The sequence below is a fragment of the Paracoccus onchidii genome, from assembly GCF_028294535.1.
Classification (GTDB): domain Bacteria; phylum Pseudomonadota; class Alphaproteobacteria; order Rhodobacterales; family Rhodobacteraceae; genus Paracoccus; species Paracoccus onchidii.
On record NZ_JAQBIE010000007.1, the window covers coordinates 187,955 to 209,416 of the forward strand.

General features: G+C 63.1%; 23 protein-coding genes and 1 pseudogene. 10 read left to right on the forward strand and 14 right to left on the reverse strand.

What is annotated here, in order from left to right:
- Positions 1-3: 3 nt before the first annotated feature.
- From PAF17_RS06905 to PAF17_RS06950, 10 genes are read right to left on the reverse strand one after another with little or no spacing between them, the layout of a single operon-like run.
- A complete protein-coding gene (locus PAF17_RS06905; RefSeq protein WP_271888361.1) occupies positions 4-1,629 on the reverse strand; it encodes an AMP-binding protein in 1,626 nt (541 codons plus the stop codon).
- A 16-nt stretch (positions 1,630-1,645) separates the two neighbouring features.
- The gene (locus PAF17_RS06910; protein ID WP_271888362.1) at positions 1,646-2,041 is read right to left on the reverse strand and encodes a RidA family protein; all 396 of its coding nucleotides are present in this window, start codon (positions 2,039-2,041) and stop codon (positions 1,646-1,648) included.
- Complete coding sequence (locus tag PAF17_RS06915; protein WP_271888363.1) at positions 2,034-2,423, reverse strand: acyl-CoA thioesterase; 390 nt, start codon at positions 2,421-2,423, stop codon at positions 2,034-2,036. The genes PAF17_RS06910 and PAF17_RS06915 overlap by 8 nt, the downstream gene beginning before the upstream one ends.
- Complete coding sequence (locus PAF17_RS06920; protein ID WP_271888364.1) at positions 2,420-3,550, reverse strand: acyl-CoA dehydrogenase family protein; 1,131 nt, start codon at positions 3,548-3,550, stop codon at positions 2,420-2,422. The genes PAF17_RS06915 and PAF17_RS06920 overlap by 4 nt, the downstream gene beginning before the upstream one ends.
- A gap of 34 nt (positions 3,551-3,584) precedes the next feature.
- Positions 3,585-4,397, reverse strand: a complete 813-nt coding sequence (locus PAF17_RS06925) for an enoyl-CoA hydratase family protein (RefSeq protein WP_271888365.1) — start codon at positions 4,395-4,397, stop codon at positions 3,585-3,587.
- On the reverse strand, positions 4,394-4,828 hold the full coding sequence (locus tag PAF17_RS06930; protein ID WP_271888366.1) for a MarR family winged helix-turn-helix transcriptional regulator: 435 nt from the start codon (positions 4,826-4,828) through the stop codon (positions 4,394-4,396). The genes PAF17_RS06925 and PAF17_RS06930 overlap by 4 nt, the downstream gene beginning before the upstream one ends.
- A complete protein-coding gene (locus PAF17_RS06935; protein ID WP_271888367.1) occupies positions 4,825-5,550 on the reverse strand; it encodes an SDR family NAD(P)-dependent oxidoreductase in 726 nt (241 codons plus the stop codon). Before PAF17_RS06935 ends, PAF17_RS06930 begins: the two co-directional genes overlap by 4 nt.
- On the reverse strand, positions 5,547-7,832 hold the full coding sequence (locus PAF17_RS06940; RefSeq protein ID WP_271888368.1) for a bifunctional salicylyl-CoA 5-hydroxylase/oxidoreductase: 2,286 nt from the start codon (positions 7,830-7,832) through the stop codon (positions 5,547-5,549). The genes PAF17_RS06935 and PAF17_RS06940 overlap by 4 nt, the downstream gene beginning before the upstream one ends.
- A gap of 44 nt (positions 7,833-7,876) precedes the next feature.
- Positions 7,877-8,566 (reverse strand): CbiX/SirB N-terminal domain-containing protein, encoded by a 690-nt coding sequence (locus PAF17_RS06945; protein WP_271888369.1) that lies wholly within the window; start codon positions 8,564-8,566, stop codon positions 7,877-7,879.
- Positions 8,566-9,132 carry a DUF4202 domain-containing protein gene (locus PAF17_RS06950; protein ID WP_271888370.1) on the reverse strand — a complete coding sequence of 189 codons (567 nt, stop codon included), beginning with the start codon at positions 9,130-9,132 and terminating at the stop codon, positions 8,566-8,568. Before PAF17_RS06950 ends, PAF17_RS06945 begins: the two co-directional genes overlap by 1 nt.
- Positions 9,133-9,201: 69 nt before the next feature.
- On the opposite strand from PAF17_RS06950, the gene PAF17_RS06955 reads away from it, so the two are divergent.
- Entirely contained in the window at positions 9,202-9,720 is a 519-nt protein-coding gene (locus PAF17_RS06955; RefSeq protein ID WP_271888371.1) for an NnrU family protein, read from the forward strand.
- Positions 9,721-9,734: 14 nt separating this feature from the next.
- On the opposite strand, the gene PAF17_RS06960 is transcribed toward PAF17_RS06955, so the two are convergent.
- The gene (locus PAF17_RS06960; RefSeq protein WP_271888373.1) at positions 9,735-10,769 is read right to left on the reverse strand and encodes an NAD(P)/FAD-dependent oxidoreductase; all 1,035 of its coding nucleotides are present in this window, start codon (positions 10,767-10,769) and stop codon (positions 9,735-9,737) included.
- A gap of 29 nt (positions 10,770-10,798) precedes the next feature.
- Here PAF17_RS06960 and mnmD point away from each other — a divergent pair, with 29 nt between their 5' ends.
- On the forward strand, positions 10,799-11,488 hold the full coding sequence (gene mnmD, locus PAF17_RS06965) for a tRNA (5-methylaminomethyl-2-thiouridine)(34)-methyltransferase MnmD (RefSeq protein WP_271888374.1): 690 nt from the start codon (positions 10,799-10,801) through the stop codon (positions 11,486-11,488).
- On the opposite strand, the gene PAF17_RS06970 is transcribed toward mnmD, so the two are convergent.
- The gene (locus tag PAF17_RS06970) at positions 11,478-12,203 is read right to left on the reverse strand and encodes a rhomboid family intramembrane serine protease (RefSeq protein ID WP_271888375.1); all 726 of its coding nucleotides are present in this window, start codon (positions 12,201-12,203) and stop codon (positions 11,478-11,480) included. The two genes, mnmD and PAF17_RS06970, sit on opposite strands and share 11 nt — an antisense overlap.
- 313 nt (positions 12,204-12,516) lie before the next feature.
- On the opposite strand from PAF17_RS06970, the gene PAF17_RS06975 reads away from it, so the two are divergent.
- The 4 genes from PAF17_RS06975 to PAF17_RS06990 are packed head-to-tail and all read left to right on the forward strand — an operon-like array spanning position 12,517 to position 16,064.
- Positions 12,517-13,113 carry an NADPH-dependent FMN reductase gene (locus PAF17_RS06975; RefSeq protein ID WP_271888376.1) on the forward strand — a complete coding sequence of 199 codons (597 nt, stop codon included), beginning with the start codon at positions 12,517-12,519 and terminating at the stop codon, positions 13,111-13,113.
- Between the two features lies 1 nt (position 13,114).
- Entirely contained in the window at positions 13,115-14,335 is a 1,221-nt protein-coding gene (locus tag PAF17_RS06980; protein WP_271888377.1) for an MFS transporter, read from the forward strand.
- A gap of 17 nt (positions 14,336-14,352) precedes the next feature.
- The gene (locus PAF17_RS06985; protein WP_271888378.1) at positions 14,353-15,294 is read left to right on the forward strand and encodes an ABC transporter ATP-binding protein; all 942 of its coding nucleotides are present in this window, start codon (positions 14,353-14,355) and stop codon (positions 15,292-15,294) included.
- Complete coding sequence (locus PAF17_RS06990) at positions 15,291-16,064, forward strand: ABC transporter permease (protein ID WP_271888379.1); 774 nt, start codon at positions 15,291-15,293, stop codon at positions 16,062-16,064. Before PAF17_RS06985 ends, PAF17_RS06990 begins: the two co-directional genes overlap by 4 nt.
- A 24-nt stretch (positions 16,065-16,088) precedes the next feature.
- Here the strand turns inward: PAF17_RS06990 and PAF17_RS06995 are convergent, their stop codons facing one another.
- A complete protein-coding gene (locus PAF17_RS06995; protein ID WP_271888380.1) occupies positions 16,089-16,625 on the reverse strand; it encodes a hypothetical protein in 537 nt (178 codons plus the stop codon).
- A 114-nt stretch (positions 16,626-16,739) separates the two neighbouring features.
- On the opposite strand from PAF17_RS06995, the gene PAF17_RS07000 reads away from it, so the two are divergent.
- From PAF17_RS07000 to ettA, 4 genes are all read left to right on the forward strand, one after another.
- Positions 16,740-17,255, forward strand: a complete 516-nt coding sequence (locus PAF17_RS07000; protein WP_271888381.1) for an HdeD family acid-resistance protein — start codon at positions 16,740-16,742, stop codon at positions 17,253-17,255.
- A gap of 144 nt (positions 17,256-17,399) precedes the next feature.
- Entirely contained in the window at positions 17,400-18,764 is a 1,365-nt protein-coding gene (rimO, locus tag PAF17_RS07005) for a 30S ribosomal protein S12 methylthiotransferase RimO (RefSeq protein WP_271888388.1), read from the forward strand.
- Positions 18,761-19,633, forward strand: a complete 873-nt coding sequence (locus tag PAF17_RS07010) for a sulfotransferase family protein (protein WP_271888382.1) — start codon at positions 18,761-18,763, stop codon at positions 19,631-19,633. The genes rimO and PAF17_RS07010 overlap by 4 nt, the downstream gene beginning before the upstream one ends.
- A gap of 57 nt (positions 19,634-19,690) precedes the next feature.
- The gene (gene ettA, locus PAF17_RS07015; protein WP_271888383.1) at positions 19,691-21,346 is read left to right on the forward strand and encodes an energy-dependent translational throttle protein EttA; all 1,656 of its coding nucleotides are present in this window, start codon (positions 19,691-19,693) and stop codon (positions 21,344-21,346) included.
- 19 nt (positions 21,347-21,365) lie between these two features.
- Here the strand turns inward: ettA and PAF17_RS07020 are convergent.
- A pseudogene (locus tag PAF17_RS07020) lies at positions 21,366-21,462 on the reverse strand (IS5/IS1182 family transposase); the annotation flags it as partial.

Genomic DNA, 21,462 nt, shown 5'->3' on the forward strand with positions numbered 1-21,462 from the left:
GGCTCAATCGTCCTGCTTCAGGCGAAAACGTTGGATTTTCCCGGTAAGTGTCTTGGGCAGCGCCGTGGGAAACAGGATCTCTCGCGGGTATTTATAAGGCGCGATCAGAGATTTGACGTGGTTTTGCAGCGTTTCGATCATAGTCTGGTCACTGGTCACACCCGGGGCCAGAACAACATGCGCCTGCACGATCTGTCCGCGTTCGGGATCGGGTGCGCCGATCACCGCGCATTCGACCACATCGGCATGGGCCAGCAGCGCGGCCTCGACATCGGGACCAGCAATATTATAGCCGGCCGAGACGATCATGTCGTCCGACCGGGCGGCAAAGTGAAAGCGTCCGTCCTCGTCCTGCCAGAAGGTGTCGCCGGTCAGGTTCCAGCCGTTCTGGACATAATCGCCCTGCCGCGGGTCATCCAGATAGCGACAGCCGATCGGTCCGATCACCGCAAGGCGGCCCATCTCGCCGCGGGGCAGTTCCTGCCCGTCGGGTCCGACGATCCTGGCGCGATAACCGCCCACGGGCCGCCCGGTGCAGCCCGGACGGCTGTCGTCAAAGCGGTTGGTGATGAAGATATGCAGCATCTCGGTCGCGCCGATCCCGTCCAGCATCGGCTTGCCGGTCTTGTCGTGCCATTCCTGCCAGACCGGCGCGGGCAGGGTCTCGCCCGCGCTGACGGCGGCGCGCAGGCTGGAAAGGTCGGCCCCCTCATCCATCGCGCGCAGCATCACCCGATAGGCGGTGGGCGCGGTGAAACAGATCGTGGCGCGGTGGCGCTGGATGATCTCGATCATGTTGGGCGGCGAGGCGTTTTCCAGCAGCACCGCCGACGCCCCGAAGCGCAGCGGAAACACCGCCAGCCCGCCCAGCCCGAAGGTAAAGGCCAGGGGCGGGCTGCCGACAAAGACATCGTCGGGCGTGACGCCCAGCACCTCTTTGGCATAGCCGTCCGCGATGATCAGGATGTCGCGGTGGAAATGCATCGTCGCCTTCGGCTCGCCCGTGCTGCCGCTGGTGAAACCCAACAGCGCCACATCGTCGCGCCCGGTCCGGACCGCGTCGAATTTCACCGGTTTCGTCAGCGCGGCGCGATCCAGTTCGGCGTCGTGATTGGCGGTGCCGTCAAAACCGACCACCGTTTCCAGAAACGGCGAATCCTTGGCCGCCGCGACCAGCTCATCCATCAGCCGCGTGTCGCACAGCGCATGGGTGATCCGGGCCTTGTCGATGATCTGACCCAGTTCCTTGGCGCGCAGCATCGGCATCGAGTTCACGACGACCGCCCCCGCCTTGGTCGCGGCCAGCCAGCAGGCCACCATCGCCGGGTTGTTGGCCGACCGGATCAGCACCCGGTTGCCGGGCCGGATGTCGTAATCCTCGACCAGCGCATGTGCCAGCCGGTTGGTCCAGTCGGCCAGTTCCTTGTAGGTGCGCGCCCGGCCATTGCCGACCAGTGCATTGCGGTCGCCAAAACCGCGATCGACCATGTTATCGGTCAGTTCGGCCCCGATATTGATCCAGTCGGGATAGTCAAAGCCCGACAGGTCGATCTCGGGCCAGGCCACGTGCGGTGGAAGATTGTCGCGGGTAAAGCTGTCGGTATGTCCGCTTGGTCCCAGTTTCACCATCTTCCACTCCTGTTGATCAGTCCGGAACGACCGCTGTTGCCTCGATCTCGACCTTGGCGCGGTCCTCGACCAGGCCGGCGACCTGAACCAGCGCCATGGCCGGGAAATGACGGCCGATCACCTCGCGATAGGCGGTGCCGACCTCGCGCAGCGCGGACAGGTATTCCTGCTTGTCGGTGACATACCAGGTCAGCCGCACCAGATGTTCGGGCCCCGCGCCGCCCTCGGCCAGAACCGCGACGATGTTTTCCAGAACCTGCCGGACCTGACCGGCGAAATCGTCGGTCCGGAACTGTTGATCGGCGTCCCAGCCGACCAGCCCGCCGGTAAAGATCATCCGGCCACGCGCGGCGATGCCATTGGCATAGCCGACGGCACGTTTCCAATTCGCGGGATGCAGGTGTTCATGCATGATGGGCCTCGAAATGGGGGCGAATATGGGCGGGCCAGGGGGCCGGGCGGAAATCGCGATCCATCCACACCACGGTGGCGCGGGCCTCGATCCGGTCATCGGCGGTCACCAGGAACCGCGCACTCGTGCGGCCCAGATGCTCGACCCGCAGATGCCAATCCAGCCGATCCCCAAGACGCGAGGGTTTGCGGAAATCCACTTCCAGCCGTGCGGTGGGCATGCCGTACCCCTCTGCAATCATCTGCGCGAAGGGATAGCCGACCTCTTCGGCCATGAAATTCTCGACCACGGAATTCACCATCTCGGCGTAGCGCGGATAGAACACGATCCCCGCCGGATCGCAGTGGCAGAATTCGATCGCGATGCTGTGGTGATAGCTCATGCGCCCTCCAGGATGTTGCGGGCGATGATCAGCTTCTGCACATCGCTGGCGCCTTCATAGATGCGCAGGGCGCGGATCTCGCGATACAGGCTTTCGACCATGGTGCCGCGCCGGACGCCGTCGCCGCCCCATAACTGCACCGCCTGATCGATCACCTGCTGCGCGGCCTCGGTCGCATACAGCTTGGCCATCGCCGCCTCGCGGGTGATGCGCGGTGCGCCCATGTCCTTGGTCCAGGCCGCGCGATAGACCAGCAGCGCGGCGGCATCGATCTTCAGCGCCATATCCGCGATATGCCCCTGAACCATCTGCAATTCGGCCATCGGCGCGCCGAACAATTGCCGCTCGCGAACGCGGGTCACGGCCTCGTCCAGCGCCCGCCGTGCAAAGCCAAGCGCGGCGGCCCCGACGGTCGGGCGGAAATGATCCAGAACCGTCATGGCGATGCGAAACCCGGACCCCGCCTCGCCAATCAGCGCGTCCGCGGGCAGCCGCACCCCCTCCAGCCGCAGATGCGCCAGGGGATGCGGCGCCATGACCTCGATCCGCTCGACCACAAGCAGCCCGGGCGTTTCGGCAGGCAGCAGAAAGGCCGACAGCCCCCTTGCCCCTTCGGCTTCACCCGTGCGGGCAAAGATCACATAGACATCCGCGATCCCGCCATTCGATATATAGGTCTTCTCGCCCTCCAGAACCCAGCCATCGCCCTCGCGCCGCGCGGTGGTGGCCGTTCGGGCCACATCCGATCCCGATCCCGGCTCGGTCAGCGCAAAGCCCGAAATCGCCGCGCCGGTCCGCGTGCGTTCCAGCCAGCCGCGCTGGGCAGCTGTGCCGAACAGGGTCACGGCGCCCATCCCCAAACCCTGCATCGCAAAGGCGAAATCCGCCAGCCCGTCATGCCGGGCCAGCGTTTCGCGGATAAGGCACAGGCTGCGAATGTCCAGCACCTCACCGCCCGAGTGCCGCAACCAGCCGCCCGCGCCCAGATCACGCACCAATCCCCGGCAGGCCGCGTCCACATCGCCGTGATCGACCGGGAGCGCCGCCCCGGCCCATTCGTCCAGCGCCGCCGCCAGCTCGCGGTGACGATCCTCGAAAAACGGCCAGTCCAGAAAGCTTCGGTCCATCTTCTTCTTTGTCCAAATACCCAAATGGCGCAGGTCAGTCGCCTTGAAACACCGGTTGTTCCTTCTTGAGGAAGGCGCGGTAGGCCCGTTCGAAATCGCGGGTCTTCATGCAGATTGCCTGGGCCTGCGCCTCGGCTTCGATCGCCTGATCCAGACCCATGTTCCACTCCTGGTTCAGCTGCGTCTTGGTGATGCCATGCGCCCAGACCGGCCCGGCCGCGATGGCGCGTGCCAGTTCCATCGCCGCTGCTTCGACATCCTCGTGCAGACTGTTCCAGAAGCCCCAGCGCTCGCCCTCTTCGGCGCGCAGGACGCGACCGGTATACAGCAATTCGGCGGCGCGGCCCTGACCGATGATGCGGGGCAACATGGCGCAGGCGCCCATGTCGCAGCCCGCCAGACCGACGCGGGTGAACAGGAATGCCGCCTTGGCCGAGGGTGCCGCCAGCCGCAGATCGCTGGCCATGGCCATGATCGCGCCCGCGCCAACACAGATCCCTTCGACCGCGGCGATCACCGGCTTGCCGCAATGGATCATCGCCTTGACCAGCTCACCCGTCATGCGGGTAAAGGCCAGCAGTTCCGGCATTTCCATCGCGACCAGCGGGCCGATGATGTCATGGACATCGCCGCCGGAACAGAAATTGCCGCCATTGCTGGCCAGAACGACCACGTCCACATCCTCGGCATGGGCCAGATCGCGAAAGGTGCGGCCCAGTTCGGCATAGCTGTCGAAGGTCAGCGGGTTCTTGCGTTCGGGGCGGTTCAGGCGGATCACGGCGATGCGGTCGATGACCTGCCAGTGGAAATGCTGCGGCGTCAGGTTCGCCATGCGGATCGGTGTCATTCGCTTCTCCCGGCGCGTGCAAGAATGTCGCGCATCATATCCAGATCGGCCTCGCCCAGGCTGGCGAAGATGGCATCGACCTCGGCCTCGTGGCCGGTCGCCATGGCCTCGAAGGCGGTCAACCCCTCGGGTGTCAGGCGCACGCGAATGCGGCGGCGGTCGCCATCCTCGGCCTCGCGGCGGGCCAGCCCGTCCCTTTCCAGACGGTCCACCACCGCCGTCGCATTCCCGTTCGACACCAGCAGCATCCGCGACAGTTCCGACATCGTGACCCCGTCGCGCCGCCGCCACAGCGCGGCCATCACATCGAAACGCGGCAGGGTGGTGTCATGCTCGCGGCGCAGATAGTCGCGCAGCCGGTTTTCGGCGGCGCGGGTCACGCCCAGCATCCGCACCCAGGTCTTCAGCCGGCGCTTGGACAGATCGTTCATGCGCTTTCCCCCCCGTCCAGCATGATGGCCTGCCCGTTCACGCTGGCCGCCGCGGGCGAGGCCAGCCACAATGCCGTGCCCGTCACCTCGGCGGGCGCGACCAACCGGCCCTGCGGGTTTCGCGCGGTCAGGGATGCAAGCGCCTCGGCCTCGCTGCGGCCGGTCTTTTCGACGATATTGGCGATGCTGCGGCGCGTCATGTCGGTATCCAGAAAGCCGGGGCAGATCGCGTTCACGGTGATGCCTTTTTTCGCCACCTCATGGGCAAGCGACCGCACCAGACCCATCACGCCATGCTTGCTGGCGGCATAGGGCGCGGCATAGGCGGCCCCGCGCAGCCCCGCGATCGAGGCGATGGCGATCAGCCGCCCGCCCGCCTGCATCTGTGCCAGGCCATGCTGAAAGGTCAGGAAGGTGCCGGTCAGATTGGTGGCGATCATGCGCTGCCAGTGGTCCGGATCGACCTTGGCAAAGGGCGCGGCCTCGGCCATCCCGGCATTGGCGATCACGATCTGACAGGGCCCGGCCTGTTCGAACATGGCACGCACCTGATCGGGATTGCCGACATCGCCCGGAACGGCGCGGATGCCATCCGTCGCCACCTGCGCCAGCTTGTCCATGCTGCGCCCCGTGATGACGACCTCGTGCCCGGCGCTGGCAAAGGCGCGGGCCATGTCGGCGCCCGTGCCGCTGCCTCCGCCGGTGATCAGAACGCGGCTCATGCGCGGATCTCTTCGGCCTGACGCTCGGCCAGGCGGCGGGCCTGATCGCGCCCGGCCAGATAGGGCAGAGGCCATTCCGTCGCCTCATCGCCAAGCGCGACGGCGGCATGCAACGTCCAGTAGGGATCGGCCAGATGCGGGCGTGCCAGACAGACCAGATCGGCCCGCCCCGCCATCAGGATCGAATTCACGTGATCGGGCTCATAGATATTGCCGACGGCCATGGTCGCGATCCCGGCCTCGTTGCGGATGCGGTCGGAAAACGGCGTCTGGAACATGCGGCCATAGACGGGGCGCGCGTCGGGGGTCGTCTGTCCGGCGGAGACGTCGATGATATCGGCCCCGGCCTCGCGGAACATGCGGGCAATCTGCACGGCCTCTTCGGGGGTGACGCCGTGATCGCCGATCCAGTCATTGGCGCTGATCCTGACCGAGATCGGTTTTCCCTGCGGCCATGCCGCGCGCATGGCGGCAAACACCTCCAACGGCCAGCGCATGCGATTGTCCAGCGAACCGCCATAATCGTCCCCGCGCCGGTTCGACACCGGCGAGATGAAGCTGCTGATCAGATAGCCATGGGCGGCGTGCAGTTCGATCATGTCGAACCCGGCGCGTTCGGCCATCCGGGTCGCGGCGACGAATTCGTCGCGGACCTGATCCATCTGCGCCCGTGTCATTTCCTGCGGCACGGCGTTTCCCGCCGACCACGGCAGGGCCGAGGCCGACATGATCGGCCAGTTCCCATCCGGCAGCGGCTGGTCCATGCCCTGCCAACCGATGCGGGTGCTGCCCTTGCGGCCCGAGTGGCCGATCTGACAGCAGATGCGGGCATCGGTTTCCTGATGCACGAAATCGGTGATCTCGCGCCAGGCGGTTTCATGCTCGGGGGCATAGAGACCGGGGCAACCGGGGGTGATGCGGCCTTCGGGCGACACGCAGGTCATCTCGGTATAGACCAGCCCCGCGCCGCCCTTGGCGCGTTCGCCGTAATGAACCAGATGCCAGTTCGTCGGCCTGCCCTCGACCGCCTTGTATTGGGCCATGGGCGATACGACGATGCGGTTCTTCAGTGTCATGTCGCGCAACCGATAGGGCGCGAACATCGGCGCGCGCCCGGCCTGGCCTCCTGCCTGCTGCTGAAACCAGTCCTCGGCCCGGCGCACCCAGTCGGGATCGCGCAGGCGCAGGTTTTCATGGCTGATCCGCTGGCTGCGCGTCAGCAGCGAATAGGTGAACTGGATCGGGTGCAGGTCGAAATAACGCTCGACCTCTTCGAACCATTCAAGGCTGTTGCGCGCCGCCGATTGCAGGCGCAGCACCTCGAGCCGGCGTTCTTCCTGATAGCGGGCGAAAGCGCCCTCCATCGTGGGTTCGGAATGCAGGTATTCGGCCAGCGCGATTGCGCTGTCAAAGGCCAGCCGCGTGCCCGAGCCGATGGAAAAATGCCCCGTCGCCGCCGCATCGCCCATCAGCACGACATTGTCCTTGTACCAGCGGTCGCAGATCACGCGGGGAAAGTTCATCCACACCGCCGAGCCGCGCAGATGTGCCGCGTTCGACATCAGGTCATGCCCGCCCAGATGATCGGCAAAGACGGATCGGCAGGTCTCGACGATCTGGTCCTTGCTCATCCCTTCAAAGCCAAAGCTGTCCCAGGTCTGCTGGCTGCATTCGACGATGAAGGTCGCGGTGTCGTTGTCGAACTGGTAGACATGCGCCCACAGCCAGCCATGTTCGGTGCGTTCGAAGATGAAGGTGAAGGCGTCGTTGAATTTCTGGTGGGTGCCCAGCCAGATGAACTTGCACAGGCGCATGTCGATATCGGGCTTGAACACATCCTGATATTCGCTGCGGACCTTGCTGTTCAGACCGTCCGAGGCAACGACCAGATCGTAATCCGCGGCATAGCTTTCGGCGCTGCCGAATTCGGTTTCAAACCGCATGTCCACGCCCAGTTCGCGGGCGCGATCCTGCAGCAGGGTCAGCATCTTCTTGCGTCCGATCCCGGCAAAGCCATGCCCGCCCGACACGTCGCGATGGCCGTCGCGGATCACGGCGATATCGTCCCAGTAGATGAAATTGTCGCGGATCGCCTGCGTCGATTGCGGATCGTTGCGCTGCATCCGTTCCAGCGCGTCATCCGACAGCACGACGCCCCAGCCGAAGGTGTCATTGGCCCGGTTGCGTTCCAGCACCGTGACCTGATGCGCGGGGTCGCGCAGCTTCATCGAGATCGCGAAATACAGACCCGCAGGCCCACCGCCGAGGCACAGAATCTTCATGTCATCTTACCTCCTGTCGGGTGCAGGCTGACATGACCGGTTATTTATTTCAAGTTTAAAGTTTCTTGGCGCAGCGCATCGGCGATCAGGGCGGGCACGTCGGGCGCAAGTCCGATCGGGTCCAGACGCGGGCCGGTGAAGCCCGCCTGATCCAGCGCCTGCGGCAGATCGTCGGTCACATGCTCGGCCCGCAGCGCGAAGAAAGGCAGGCTGACCGCGCGGCTCAGGTCGCGGGCGGCATCGGCGATGAAGGGTTCCTGTTCGACAAAGCCGGTCACCACGCGGGCGAATTGCGGCGCGATCAGATCGGCCAGCGCCGAGGTGATGTTGAAGCTGGCCTGCGACCGGCCCGAGCCATGCGCCGACAACAGCAATGTCGTGTCACGGGTGGCCCAACCCTGTTCGGTGGCGGCCTGATGGGCAAGCCGGATGATTAGCGGCGGCAATCCCGGATCCGTGCCGAAGGGGCGCATGATGCGGGCCTTCGGGGCCCCGGCCTCGGCCAGTTTGCGCGGCAGCTGCGTACCGGTGAACCAGCCTTCGGCCATGAACATCGGGTAGATCAGGCTGTGATCGTCGCAGGCGGCGGCCAGCGCGCCCGGCATGGCCAGCGTCGCGCCAAGAACCTGGCAGCCCGGGTCATGGGCCGCGACCTTGGCGGCCAGATCGCGGATTGCCTGTTCCTGCGGTTCGGGATCGCCGGGCTGCCCGTGGGATACGATGACGGCGCGCATCAGTCCTCGCGGAAAAACCGGGCGAAGGCTTCGGGCATCTGGAATTCCGCCAGGGCCTTGGCGCGCCCGTCGGCCGACATCTTGCGGGCGGTCTTTTCGATGATGCGGGGCATCTTCTCGTCGGGCTGTTCGGCCATGAAATCGCCCAGATACCAGCGGATGAAGGTGAAGCAGATCACATCTTCCAGGGCCTGCACCTCGGAGTCGCGCTTCAGGCCCTGCTTGGTCAGCATCTTGCGGACCTGATCGATGTCTTCGCCGTCATAGCCCGCCTCTTCCATGATACCGGAAATGCGCTTGGCATGGCGACGCCCCTGTTCGGTGCGCCATTGCAGATATCCGGCGCGGTCCATCGGATATGAATCGCGTGGCAGCAACCAGCGTTCGACATGCTGTCCGCGGCAGGCGATTCGTAGCGCGTCACTGGCGTTCGGGAACAGGCGTTGTTGTTCAGCGGTCATGCGCTGGCCATAAAGCAGGTTGGCGGGCGTGCCGTGTTCCTGTCGTGGGTCCTTGGCGTTGGCGTCGTCTATCGCGGTGAAGGCCTTGTCGAGGCGGGTGGTCATGGGCAATCTCCGGTTTTCCTGCAGTTTCACCTGTTGGCATGGTCGGGGGCAAGCGGGTATCGATGAAACATGGGTGATTGGCTGATCTATTTTCTGTCCTGGATCTGCTTTCTGGGTGCGCATGTCATGCCGGCCCGTCCGCATGTCCGGGGCAGGTTGATCGCGATATTGGGCCGGCGCGGCTATCTGATCGGGTTCAGCATACTGTCCCTGATCCTGCTGATATGGCTGATCCGTGCAGCGGGTGCCGTTGATCGGGTCATGTTGTGGGATTCAGGTGTCGCGGGGCGCTGGCTGATCAATATGATCATGCCGGTCGCGATCCTGACCGGGGCTTTGTCGGTGGGCATGGCGGGGCTGGTTGCGGCCTTCGCGATCTGGGCAGCTGCGCATTTGATTGCCAATGGAGACCTGGCGCATGTGATGCTGTTTGCCGGCATGTTGGCCTTTGCGTTGGCCGGGATCAGGCGAACGGGGCTGCCCAATGCGTTTCGGGTCACGCGGTGGCGCCTGTTGGCTGTGCCGGTGCTGTGGGTCGTGCTGATTGGCTTGCACCCCCTGGTGGTGGGGGTTTCACCCTTGCCCTAGGGCGGGCGCGACGATCAGATCAGCCTGAACGGGTCGGGGATGGCGTCATGCCCTTCAAGGATCAGGTCCGCCATGACCGTCGCGATTCCGGGGGCCATGCCAAACCCGATCTTGAATCCGCCATTGGCCACGAAATGATTGGCCTTGCCGGGCCAGTGTCCCAACAGCGGAGCACGGGATTTGGCGCGCGGTCGCAGTCCGGCCCATCGGTCGATGACCTGACACCCTTGCAGTTGCGGGCAGATCGCATGGGCTCGGGCGATGATGCCGTCAAGCAGGGCATCGGGGGCATCATGTTCGAAATCATTTTCCGAAGTCGAGCCGATCGCCGTCGTGCCATCGGCATGAGGCACGATATGCAAGCTGTCGGCAAAGACCTGTGGCGCAGAAGGGGCCGAAAACCTGATCAGGGCCGATTGTCCCTTGATGCCCTTGCCGACCTGTCGGTTTAGGTGATGGCCCAGGTCGGCCAAACCGCCGGCCCCGGTCGCCCACAAGGTCGGGCCGCTGGTCTGGCCGGGTTGCATCGGCGTGTTTTCCACGATTTCTCCGCCTGCCTTCGTAATCGCCCCGGCCAGCGCGCGCAACGCGGCGCGGGGCGCGATCCGTGCGGTCAGGCCGTCGCGCAGCCACAGGCCCGATGGGCTGATTGGCGCCAGCGGTGTTTCGGGGTCGTCGGTCACCTGCATTGGCATCGTCGCGGGCCAACGCGCGCTCGCGGCCCGGATGCGGTCCTGCATTCGGTCCGCGCTGGTCTTGTCTGGCAGTGGTTGCAGACGCCCGGTGCGCCCAAACCCAGTCGCAATCCCCGAGCGATGCTCGATCTCGGTCCAGAAACTGTCGGCGGCCAACAGGCTTTCCAGTTGAAACGCCTTTTTGGGGTTCCAGTTGTCGGGTACATGAGGGGCCAGCGCACCGACATGCCCGCCCGAAGACCCTGCGCCGATGCCCTGCGCCTCGAATACACGGACCTTGTGGCCGCGTCGGGCGATTTCCCATGCGCAGGTCAAACCAAAGATCCCTGCGCCGATGATGGTTACACTTGCCAAGCAGGACGCCTTTCCCATAGCACAGCCTGATGGGCGATCTAACCGAGAATACGCAGGCGGACCAGCCACAGTTGACCTGGCGCGATGGCGCCGTGCCGGTTTCGGTGCGGTTCGACGATCCGTATTTCAGCCTGTCGGGCGGATTGGCGGAAACGCGGCATGTCTTTCTGGACGGCAATGACCTGCCAGCGCGATTGCATGCGGGGTTTCATGTGGCCGAACTTGGGTTCGGGACTGGCCTGAATTGTCTTGCACTGGCATCTGTCGCGCAGGTTCCCGTCGTGATGACCAGCTTCGAAGCCTATCCGATGGATGTTGCGCAACTGACGCAGGCTCATGGCGCCTTTCCCGGTTTCGCGGCGCTTTCGGCGCAATTGCGTCAGGGATGGGGGCAGCCCTGCATTCAGGTCGGGCATGTCCAGCTGCGATTGCAGATCGGGGATGTGCGCCAGACATTGCCGCAATGGGACGGTCAGGCCGATGCATGGTTTCTGGACGGGTTTTCGCCGGCCAAGAACCCCGAGATGTGGGCCCCCGAGATCATGGCACAGGTCGCAACCCACAGCGCATCGGGGGCGACATTCGCAACCTATACCGCCGCAGGGCATGTGCGCAGGGCGCTGTCCGATGCCGGGTTCGAGGTTGAGCGTCGCAAGGGTTTCGGGTCAAAACGCCACATGTCGGTCGGGCGTCTGGCCGGTGGCGGGCCTAGCGTCTGACGCGCGGAATGCGGGTTGGGGAATAGGTCGCCGCCGCATGGGGTGGATGCCCATGCGTTGCCGCCCAGAAGGTCGGGCCGCCACGTCTGAGAAACACGGGCAGACAAAGAACGGCCCCGGCGACAAACCCGCCGGCATGGGCCCAATAGGCAACCCCGCCCTCGGAACCGACCATGCTGAAGCCGCCGAACAGCTGCAGGCACAGCCACAATCCCAGCACGATCCAGGCGGGCAGGGTGAAAACCTTGAAGAAAATAATGAAAATGGCGACGATATCGACGCGTGCACGTGGAAACATCAGCAGGTATCCCCCCATGACACCTGCGATCGCCCCCGAAGCGCCGACCATCGGAATCGTCGACATCGGCGCGGCGGCGATCTGGGCGGCGGCGGCCAGCAGGCCAGCCGTCAGGTAGAACAGCAAGAACCCGCCATGGCCCATCTGGTCTTCCAGATTGTCACCAAAGATCCACAGGAACAGCATGTTCCCGCCCAGATGCATCAATCCGGCATGCAGGAACATATGGCTGAACAGACCCCAGAGATATTCGCCATGCATCACCGCCACAGGATAGAGGGCCAGTCTTGCCCACAGTTCCTGTCCGCCGCCATTGCCCGGCAGGGTCAGCAGATACATGATGATATTCGCCGCGATCAACATCCATGTGACATAGGGTTTGCGCAGCGATGGATTGTGATCGCGAATGGGAAACATCAGGGCCAGTTCCTAACAAGGGCGTGTATCTATGGCGCCAATCCTGGCCCGGTTTGTCAAACGTGACCATCACCTTTCCTCGTCGGGGGTGCAAGCCGCGCCGGGTGTGCGTCCCAGCGGCGATGCCCCCGATGCGTGACCGAAATGCGACAGCTTGGCTGGCTTTCATGGCAAACTTGGGTCAAAGCGGCTATATGGCAGCTTTGATGCGTATGGCCACGGCTTTGAGGCATTGTTCGGGGCCGTTACGCGCGATGTGTTGCGATTTTGGGAACGCTGGTGGCGTTTCATGACGATTGGCAAGGATGTTTGCATGACGCAGGGAAATCGGATCGTGGTGATCCTGGGCTCGATCCGCGAAGGGCGGATCAATGACCGTGTGGCCGCATGGGTGACAGCACAGCTTGCGGGTCACGGTTTCGAACCTGAAATCCTCGATCCCGCCGATCCTGAACTGTTGCAGGTGCAGACCGGGGATCCGCAGGCCATCCGGCGCCTCTGCGCCAGAATGGACGGGGCGGATGGTTTTGTGATTGTCACGCCCGAATATAACCACGCTGAACCCGGGCATCTGAAGACGCTGATAGATTCCGTGACCGCGCAATGGTGGGCCAGGCCGGTCGGTCTGGTTGGATATGGGGGTATTTCGGGCGGCTTGCGCGCGATCGAAGCCCTTCGGGTCATTCTGGCAGAACTGCACACCGTGACCATTCGCGATACGCTCAGCTTCGCATCGCCTTGGCGACGCTTTGACGAATTGGGCCGGTTGACCGACCCCGATGATCGCGCAGCGGCCGAGGCGGCCATGGCCGTGTTCGCGCATCGCTTGCGCTGGTGGACCGACACCCTGGCGGATGCCCGCGTGGCGCGGCCCTATGACCGCCCCGAACCCGAAAAATCAGAGGGCTGAGATGGATCGTCTGTTGCTGGACCCCCGCGCATGGGGGCTGATGTTTGCGGCCATGCTGACAATCATGTCCAATGCCACCATCACACCGTCGCTGCCGGGGCTGGAGGCGCGGTTTGCGGATGACCCGCTGGCCCCCATGCTGACCCGGTTGCTGATTACCGCACCCTCGCTGCTGGTTGCGATCGTTGCCCCCTTTGCGGGCGGGCTGACGGATCGGCTTGGGCGGCGCAAGCCGCTGTTGGTGGGGCTGATCATCTATGCGGTTGCAGGTACGGCGGGGCTGTATCTGAACTCGATCGAGGCGATCCTGGCCAGCCGGCTGTTTCTGGGCCTGGGCGTGGCCGCGATCATGACATCGCAGGCGGCGCTGGTCGGCGACTATTTCGAAGGACCGGCGCGTGGACGATTGCTGGGCTATCAGATGGCCGCGACCAATCTGGGCGGCCTGATCTTTGTGACAACGGCAGGGGTGCTGGCATCCTGGGATGCGCGGTTGCCATTCGCGATCTATGGCCTTGCGGCGCTGCTGTTGCCGTTTCTGGCGGCGGTTCTGCCCGAACCTGTGCGCGATGCGGACGGGGGCGCGGCCCATGCCGGGCAAGACGATGCCGAACCCGGCTGGCAGGCCACCGTTGCCATCATGTCAATTGCGGCGGGGCTGACCTTTGTCATCTTCTACGCGGTGCCGACGCAGGTGCCGTATCATTTGCAGGCCGAAGGCATGACCGATCCGCGCGCGGCAGGTCTTGTCATGGGGGCCATGATGTTGGCCGCAGCGTTGATGTCGGTGATTTCGGGGTGGATCAGGCCGTGGCTGGGCCGTATCGGCACGCCGGTCACAGGGTATCTGTCACTGGCCATCGGCTTTCTGTTGTTGTCTCTGGGGCATTCGCTGCCGGTTGCCATGCTGTCCACCGCGTTTATCGGCACCGGACTGGGCCTGTGCATGCCCACCTTTATTACCACGGCCTTGAATGTGACTCCGGCCCGGCATCGCGGGTTGGTGTCCGGGCTGGTGACAGCAGCAATTTTTCTGGGTCAGTTCCTCTCGCCTCTGGCATCACAGCCATTGGTTTCCCATTTGGGGTATTCGGGCGCCTTCAGTGTGGGCGCGATGGGCTATGTCGCGCTGGCGTTGTTGCTGGCCGTGACGCTGCGGCGGCGGCCGCAACCCGGGAACAAATCGCTGCTCGTCCCGACGCCTCCGGCGCAGCATAAATAGAACGAGGAACCGGAAATATGGCCGGAATCATCGAAATCGACAATCTGTCGAAACAATATGGCAGCGGCACCAAAGCCCTGAGCAATGTCAGCATGTCCATCGAAGAGGGCGAGATCATCGCCCTGCTTGGCCCCAATGGCGCCGGCAAGACCACGCTGATTTCGATCATCTGCGGTCTGGTCGAAGCCAGCAGCGGGTCGGTCAGCGTCGGCGGGCATGATTTGCGCAAGGAATGGCGCGCCGCCCGCAAGTTGATTGGGCTTGTGCCTCAGGAAATCGCGCTTGAACCCTTTGAGAAAGTCATCAATTGCGTGCGCTTTACACGCGGCCTTTATGGCGAAAAGCCCGACGAGGCCTATATCGAGCAGGTTTTGCGCAGCCTGGCCCTGTGGGACAAGCGCGATGCCGCGACCCGCGAATTGTCGGGCGGCATGAAGCGTCGTGTGCTGATCGCAAAGGCGCTGTCCCATCGCCCCAAGGTGCTGTTCCTGGACGAGCCGACCGCGGGGGTCGATGTCGCCCTGCGCCGCGAGATGTGGCAGGTCGTCGAACAGCTGCGCAAGGATGGGGTGACCATCATCCTGACAACGCATTATCTGGAAGAGGCCGAGGAAATGGCCGACCGGATCGGGGTTATCAATCACGGCCAGCTGCTTTTGGTGAAATCCAAGGATGAGCTGATGGGGGAATTCGGCAAGAAGACCCTGACCATCGAAGTCGATGCCCCTCTGGAGGCGATTCCGTCGGGCCTGGCGGGACGCGGGCTGGTTCTGTCACAGGACGGCAGTTGCATCAGCTATGAATATGATACCCGCGCCGAACGTACCGGCATCGCACGCCTGCTGGGGGATCTTGCCACGAACGGGATCACCGTCCGCGATGTGTCGACGCGCCAATCCAGCCTGGAAGAAGTTTTCATGTCGCTGGTCGAAAGCGACAAATCGGAGGACGCGGCATGAATGCGTCAATCAACTGGCCCGGGGTCTGGGCGATCTTTCACCACGAAATGATGCGCTTTTTCCGCACGATCTGGCAGTCGATGGCATCGCCGGTGGTGTCGACGGTGCTGTATTTCGTGGTCTTCGGTGCCGCGATTGGCGGGCGCATCCAATCCGTGGAGGGTGTTCCCTATGGGGCGTTCATCGTGCCCGGCCTGATGATGCTGACGGTGTTGCAGCAATCGGTCAGCAATGCCAGTTTCGGGATCTATTTCCCGAAGTTCAGCGGCACGATCTATGAATATCTGGTATCGCCGGTAGGCTGGATCGAGGTGACGATGGGCTTCGTGGGGGCCGCCGCCGCCAAGGCGATGCTGATCGCGCTGATCATTCTGGGCACCAGCTTCTTCTTTGTCGGGGTGCATATCCTGCATCCGTTCTGGATGCTGGCCTTTCTGTTCCTGACCGCGCTGGGGTTCAGCCTGTTGGGCTTTATCATCGGGTTGTGGGCGAAATCCTTTGAACAGCTCCAGATCATTCCGATGATGGTCATCACGCCGCTGGTCTTTCTGGGTGGCGCGTTCTATTCGGCCAACATGTTGCCCCCGTTCTGGGAGGCCGTCGCCAAGTTGAACCCGGTCCTGTATCTGATTTCGGGATTTCGCTGGTCGTTCTTTGGACTGGCGGATGTACCGGTCGGGGTGTCGCTGATGGCGGTCGCATTGATGGTCGGGGTCTGTTTCGCGATCATCCGCTGGATTTTTGCGACAGGCTGGCGCTTGCGCGAATGATCACCCTGCAGGCGTATCGGGGGCCTATTTCTTCTTGCCCCCCAGGCTGCTGCAAATGCGGGTCTGGGGGTCAAGGCGCACATATTCGCGTGCCGAGATGACATTCATGTCGATTGACCGGTTCCAGCCGCCATACCATTTGGCGCGAATGCCGTTGCGATAATAGTTGCCCATGATCTGATCCACGATCGGGGGAATGATCGTCGTGTTCGGGATGCGCGGGGCATGAAATCCGATCCGGGCCTTTGGCCCGATGCAGGCATTGGGCAGGGTGATCAGCATCGTGCAGGCCGAACGGCAATAGCCGCGGATGCGGACCTGCTTTCCCGACCGCGCCAGCTTGCTGCGGCGCTGCGCCATTTCCATGACATTGCCGCCCTTGTCGTTGATGATGTCGATATATTTGCCATGTTCGCGGATTTCGGCCTGTGCCGAAGCAACGAACAGGGCCGCGCACAAGGCGGCGATCAGGGGCAGGGCAGGGCGCAAGGATGTGATCATGCCGGTAATCTGCAACAGCCCGATCCGCAGGGAAAGCCACGGCTGCGTGATCGCGGCCATGCGACGCATTTATGCGACAATCACCATGAAAACGCCGCAACGGCCGAATTAGTGTGCGCATAATCGGTGATCTTATGTGATCATCCGGGGGTATTTCAGGCAGGAGTTGCACGGATGAACAGCAAATTTCTTTGGATCGCCATGGGGGTCGTGTCGATTGCTGCGGGGCTTCTGGCCCTGATGAACCCGTTGGCGGCGACACTTACGGCGGAACAATTGGCCGGTTGGTCATTCCTTTTCATCGGGGTGCTGCAACTGATCGCGGCCTTTCGCGCGCCGGGTTGGGACGGGCGTCTATGGGCGATCCTGCTTGGTTTGGCCTTTGCGCTGCTGGGTTTCATGCTGCTGGCCAAGCCATTGGCCGGAATCATTTCGCTGACGATCCTTGTCGCCAGCCTTTTCCTTGTCTCTGGCCTGTTCAAGGTCGTCATGTCGTTTTCATTGCGCGGATCGGGTGCCTTCTGGCTGGTGCTGGTCAGTGGCGCGGTTTCAGTCGCGTTGGCGGTGATGATCTTTGCGAATTTCCCGGCGGCCGCCGCCACGATTCTTGGCGTGTTGCTGGCGATCGAGCTGATTTCCAGCGGGATGTCGATGATCGCCCTTTCGGGCACCCGCGCCGCCGCGGATTGAAGGCCCGCCCATAGCCTTGCCCGTGCCATAGGCACCTTGCCTTGACCTGCTTGGTGTCCGGGCGGGGCGGAATTGCCGCGATATGTCATCAAATATCCGAACTGTGTTCTTTTCCCGCGCAACGGAATGGATTATCTGCAGCAAATGCACACAAACCCGCCAGACCTGCGCCCCGACCTAGCCCGTGCCCGCATCCCAGAAGAGCGGCGCGATGGCCAACCGACCATCGGCATGGTCAGCCTTGGCTGCCCCAAGGCGTTGGTTGACAGCGAACGCATCCTGACCCGCCTGCGGGCCGAAGGCTATGCCATCAGCGCCGACTATCAGGGCGCGGATGCAGTGATCGTGAACACCTGCGGCTTTCTGGACAGCGCCAAGGCCGAAAGTCTGGATGCCATCGGCGAGGCGTTGCAGGAAAACGGGCGTGTGATCGTGACCGGCTGTCTGGGCGCCGAGCCCGATTACATCACCGGTGCCCATCCCAAGGTTCTGGCCGTCACCGGCCCGCATCAATACGAACAGGTGCTGGACGCGGTGCATGGCGCGGTGCCGCCACGGCCCGATCCCTTTGTCGATCTGCTGCCTGCATCCGGCGTCAGCCTGACGCCCCGGCATTACAGCTATCTGAAGATCTCGGAAGGCTGTAACCACAAATGCAAGTTCTGCATCATCCCCGACATGCGCGGCCGTCTGGTCAGCCGCCCCGCCCATGCCGTCATCCGCGAGGCGGAAAAACTGGTGCAGGCCGGGGTCAAGGAACTGCTGGTTATCAGCCAGGATACCAGCGCCTATGGCGTCGATCGCAAATACGAAACCGAACGCGGCCATCGTGCGCATATCACCGATCTGGCGCGTGATCTGGGGTCCTTGGGCGCGTGGGTGCGGCTGCACTATGTCTATCCCTATCCGCATGTGCGCGACCTGATCCCGCTGATGGCGGATGGGCTGATCCTTCCCTACATGGACATCCCCTTCCAGCACGCCCATCCCGACGTGCTGAAACGCATGGCCCGACCCGCGGCGGGGGCCAAGACGCTGGAGGAAATCGCGGCGTGGCGCAGTGTCTGCCCCGAGATCACCCTGCGCTCGACCTTCATCGTCGGCTATCCCGGCGAGACCGAGGCCGAGTTCCAGACCCTGCTGGACTGGCTGGACGAGGCGCGACTGGATCGCGTCGGCGCCTTCCAATATGAAAACGTCGCCGGTGCGCGGGCCAATGACCTGCCCGATCATGTCCCCGCCGAGGTCAAGCAGGACCGCTTTGATCGATTCATGGAAAAGGCGCAGGCGATCAGCGAAGCCAAGCTGCGGGCCAAGGTCGGCACCGTGCTGGACGTGATCGTGGATGAGATCGACGAACAGGGCGCAACCTGCCGCACCAAAGCGGATGCCCCCGAAATCGACGGCAACCTGTTCATCGATGAAGGGTTCGAGACCCTGTCGCCGGGCGACATTGTCAGTGTCACGGTCGATGAAGCCAGCGAATATGATCTTTGGGGGCGGCTATGAAGGATGCGCCGCCCGACTGGGATCCCGACGGCAAACCGCGAAAGCCGCGTATCGTCGGGATCGGGGCGCAGAAGGCCGGGACCAGCTGGCTCAGCACGATTCTGGCACAGCATCCCAAGATCTGGACGCCGCCCTTCAAGGAGGTCCAGTTCTTCAATCATCGCTTCGTGCCCGAGCATCGTGACTGGCTGCCCTGGCATTTCCGGCGCAGCAAGGAAAACATCGTCAAGCGCCATATGGCACGCGGGGTGCCGCTGTCTCCGGAAAAGGCCGTCTATCTGTCCGAGGTGACAACCGGCAAGATGTTCACGGAACGCTGGTATCGCAGCATCTTCGCGCCTGCGCCCGCCGGAACCCGCCCCATCGACATTACGCCCGAATATTCGACCCTCCCCGATGAGGGCGTCGATTATGTGCGGGATTTCCTGCCCAACGCACAATTCATCTATATCATCCGCCACCCTGTCGATCGCGCGATCTCGCAGCTGAAGATGAACCTGCGCCGCAAGAATCGCATGCCGCAGAATCTGGATGACTGGCTTGCCGAAATCGAGGATCCGGTGCTGCTGGATCGCGGCGATTACGCGACCTATCTGCCACGCTGGCAGGCGCGTTTCGGGCCGGATCGGCTGCTGGTCTTGCCGTTCGGGCGTATTGCTACCGACCCGGAAGGCCTGATCCGCGAGGTCGAGACGTTTCTGGGCCTGCCCCGCGGCAGCTATAAGGGGTTGCAAACCAAGGTCTTTGCTGCGCCGGACGGCATTTCCGTGCCCGATCCCGCACGCGCGGCACTGCGCGCCAAGCTGGAATCGCAGTTCGATTTCCTGTCCAGCCACATGTCTGCCGATTTCAACGCGCAGTTACGCTGACCTTTTCCCTGCCGACGCTTTCGCCTAAACATCGCGAAAGTTTTGCAGGAGAATCCGATGGCGTCCTATCAGTTTGTCTATCACATGGACGGCGTGTCCAAGACCTATGCCGGGGGCAAGAAGGTCTTTGAAAACATCCGTCTGAACTTCCTCCCCGGCGTCAAGATCGGCGTCGTCGGCGTCAACGGCGCGGGTAAATCGACGCTGCTGCGCGTCATGGCCGGGATCGACAAGGATTTCACCGGCGAGGCCTGGGCCGCCAAGGGGGCGACCGTCGGCTATCTGCCGCAGGAACCGCAGCTGGACGAAAGCCTCGATGTGCGCGGCAATGTCATGCTGGGCGTCGCCGCCAAGCAGGCCAAGCTGGATCGCTATAACGAACTGGCGATGAATTACTCGGACGAGACCGCCGATGAAATGGCGCGTCTGCAGGACGAGATCGACGCCGAGAACCTGTGGGATCTGGACAGCCAGATCGACGTCGCGATGGAGGCCCTGCGCTGCCCGCCGGACGACGCCGATGTCAGCACCCTGTCGGGCGGTGAACGCCGCCGCGTCGCACTGTGCAAGCTGTTGCTGGAAGCGCCCGACATGCTGCTTCTGGACGAACCGACCAACCACCTGGACGCTGAAACCATCGCCTGGCTGCAAAAGCACCTGATCGAATACAAGGGTACGATCCTGTGTGTCACGCATGACCGCTACTTCCTTGACGACATCACCAGCTGGATTCTGGAACTGGATCGCGGCCGGGGCATCCCCTACGAGGGCAACTATTCCGCATGGCTGGAACAGAAGGCCAAGCGGCTGGAACAGGAAGCCCGCGAGGACAAGTCCAAGCAGAAGGTTCTGGAACGCGAACTGGAATGGATCCGCGCCGGTGCCAAGGCCCGTCAGGCGAAATCCAAGGCGCGTATCAACGCCTATAACGAAATGGCCAGCCAGTCCGAGCGTGAAAAGCTGTCGCGCGCCCAGATCATCATCCCGAACGGCGAACGTCTGGGCAACAAGGTGATCGAGGTCAACGGCCTGAAAAAGGCCATGGGCGACAAGCTGTTGATCGAAGGTCTGGATTTCAGCCTGCCCCCCGGTGGCATCGTCGGCGTGATCGGCCCGAACGGCGCGGGTAAATCGACGCTGTTTCGGATGCTGACCGGCAATGAGCAGCCCGACGAGGGCGAGGTCACCTATGGCGACACGGTCCACCTGTCCTATGTGGACCAGTCGCGCGACGCGCTAAGCCCGGACGCGACCGTCTGGGAAGAAATCAGCGGCGGGGCCGAGCAGATCGTGCTGGGCGATGCGCAGATGAACAGCCGCGCCTATTGCAGCGCCTTCAACTTCAAGGGTGGCGATCAGCAGAAGAAGGTCGGCCAGCTGTCGGGCGGTGAACGAAACCGCGTCCACATGGCCAAGCTGCTGAAATCGGGTGGCAACGTGCTGCTGCTGGACGAACCGACCAACGATCTGGACGTAGAAACCCTGCAGGCACTGGAAGCCGCGCTGGAAGATTTCGCCGGCTGCGCGGTCATCATCAGCCACGACCGCTTCTTCCTCGACCGCCTGTGTACCCACATCCTTGCGTTCGAGGGCGATGCCCATGTCGAATGGTTCGAGGGCAACTTCGAAGCCTATGAAGAAGACAAGATCCGCCGCCTCGGCCCGGATTCGATCGAACCCAAGCGCGTGAAATACAAGAAGTTCTCGCGCTAGGCTCAGGACTCATTCCGATTCACAGCCAGAAGATGACAGTTGCGGCGAGTACGATCGCTGAGAAGAAGGTCTTCGGGCACCGGTCGTACCGCGTTGCAACGCGCCGCCAGTCCTTG

Coding starts and splice junctions, on each gene's coding strand:
- PAF17_RS07010 (WP_271888382.1), top strand. CDS start 18,761: ATGAAGGATGCGCCGCCCGACTGGGATCCCGACGGCAAACCGCGAAAG.
- mnmD (WP_271888374.1), top strand. CDS start 10,799: ATGGGCGATCTAACCGAGAATACGCAGGCGGACCAGCCACAGTTGACC.
- PAF17_RS06990 (WP_271888379.1), top strand. CDS start 15,291: ATGAATGCGTCAATCAACTGGCCCGGGGTCTGGGCGATCTTTCACCAC.
- PAF17_RS06915 (WP_271888363.1), bottom strand. CDS start 2,423: ATGAGCTATCACCACAGCATCGCGATCGAATTCTGCCACTGCGATCCG.
- PAF17_RS06935 (WP_271888367.1), bottom strand. CDS start 5,550: ATGAGCCGCGTTCTGATCACCGGCGGAGGCAGCGGCACGGGCGCCGAC.
- PAF17_RS06910 (WP_271888362.1), bottom strand. CDS start 2,041: ATGCATGAACACCTGCATCCCGCGAATTGGAAACGTGCCGTCGGCTAT.
- PAF17_RS06945 (WP_271888369.1), bottom strand. CDS start 8,566: ATGCGCGCCGTCATCGTATCCCACGGGCAGCCCGGCGATCCCGAACCG.
- PAF17_RS06980 (WP_271888377.1), top strand. CDS start 13,115: ATGGATCGTCTGTTGCTGGACCCCCGCGCATGGGGGCTGATGTTTGCG.
- PAF17_RS06905 (WP_271888361.1), bottom strand. CDS start 1,629: ATGGTGAAACTGGGACCAAGCGGACATACCGACAGCTTTACCCGCGAC.
- PAF17_RS06930 (WP_271888366.1), bottom strand. CDS start 4,828: ATGAACGATCTGTCCAAGCGCCGGCTGAAGACCTGGGTGCGGATGCTG.
- PAF17_RS06995 (WP_271888380.1), bottom strand. CDS start 16,625: ATGGCCGCGATCACGCAGCCGTGGCTTTCCCTGCGGATCGGGCTGTTG.
- ettA (WP_271888383.1), top strand. CDS start 19,691: ATGGCGTCCTATCAGTTTGTCTATCACATGGACGGCGTGTCCAAGACC.
- PAF17_RS06925 (WP_271888365.1), bottom strand. CDS start 4,397: ATGACACCGATCCGCATGGCGAACCTGACGCCGCAGCATTTCCACTGG.
- PAF17_RS06985 (WP_271888378.1), top strand. CDS start 14,353: ATGGCCGGAATCATCGAAATCGACAATCTGTCGAAACAATATGGCAGC.
- PAF17_RS07000 (WP_271888381.1), top strand. CDS start 16,740: ATGAACAGCAAATTTCTTTGGATCGCCATGGGGGTCGTGTCGATTGCT.
- PAF17_RS06950 (WP_271888370.1), bottom strand. CDS start 9,132: ATGACCACCCGCCTCGACAAGGCCTTCACCGCGATAGACGACGCCAAC.
- PAF17_RS06970 (WP_271888375.1), bottom strand. CDS start 12,203: ATGTTTCCCATTCGCGATCACAATCCATCGCTGCGCAAACCCTATGTC.
- PAF17_RS06955 (WP_271888371.1), top strand. CDS start 9,202: ATGGGTGATTGGCTGATCTATTTTCTGTCCTGGATCTGCTTTCTGGGT.
- PAF17_RS06920 (WP_271888364.1), bottom strand. CDS start 3,550: ATGGACCGAAGCTTTCTGGACTGGCCGTTTTTCGAGGATCGTCACCGC.
- PAF17_RS06940 (WP_271888368.1), bottom strand. CDS start 7,832: ATGAAGATTCTGTGCCTCGGCGGTGGGCCTGCGGGTCTGTATTTCGCG.
- rimO (WP_271888388.1), top strand. CDS start 17,400: ATGCACACAAACCCGCCAGACCTGCGCCCCGACCTAGCCCGTGCCCGC.
- PAF17_RS06975 (WP_271888376.1), top strand. CDS start 12,517: ATGACGCAGGGAAATCGGATCGTGGTGATCCTGGGCTCGATCCGCGAA.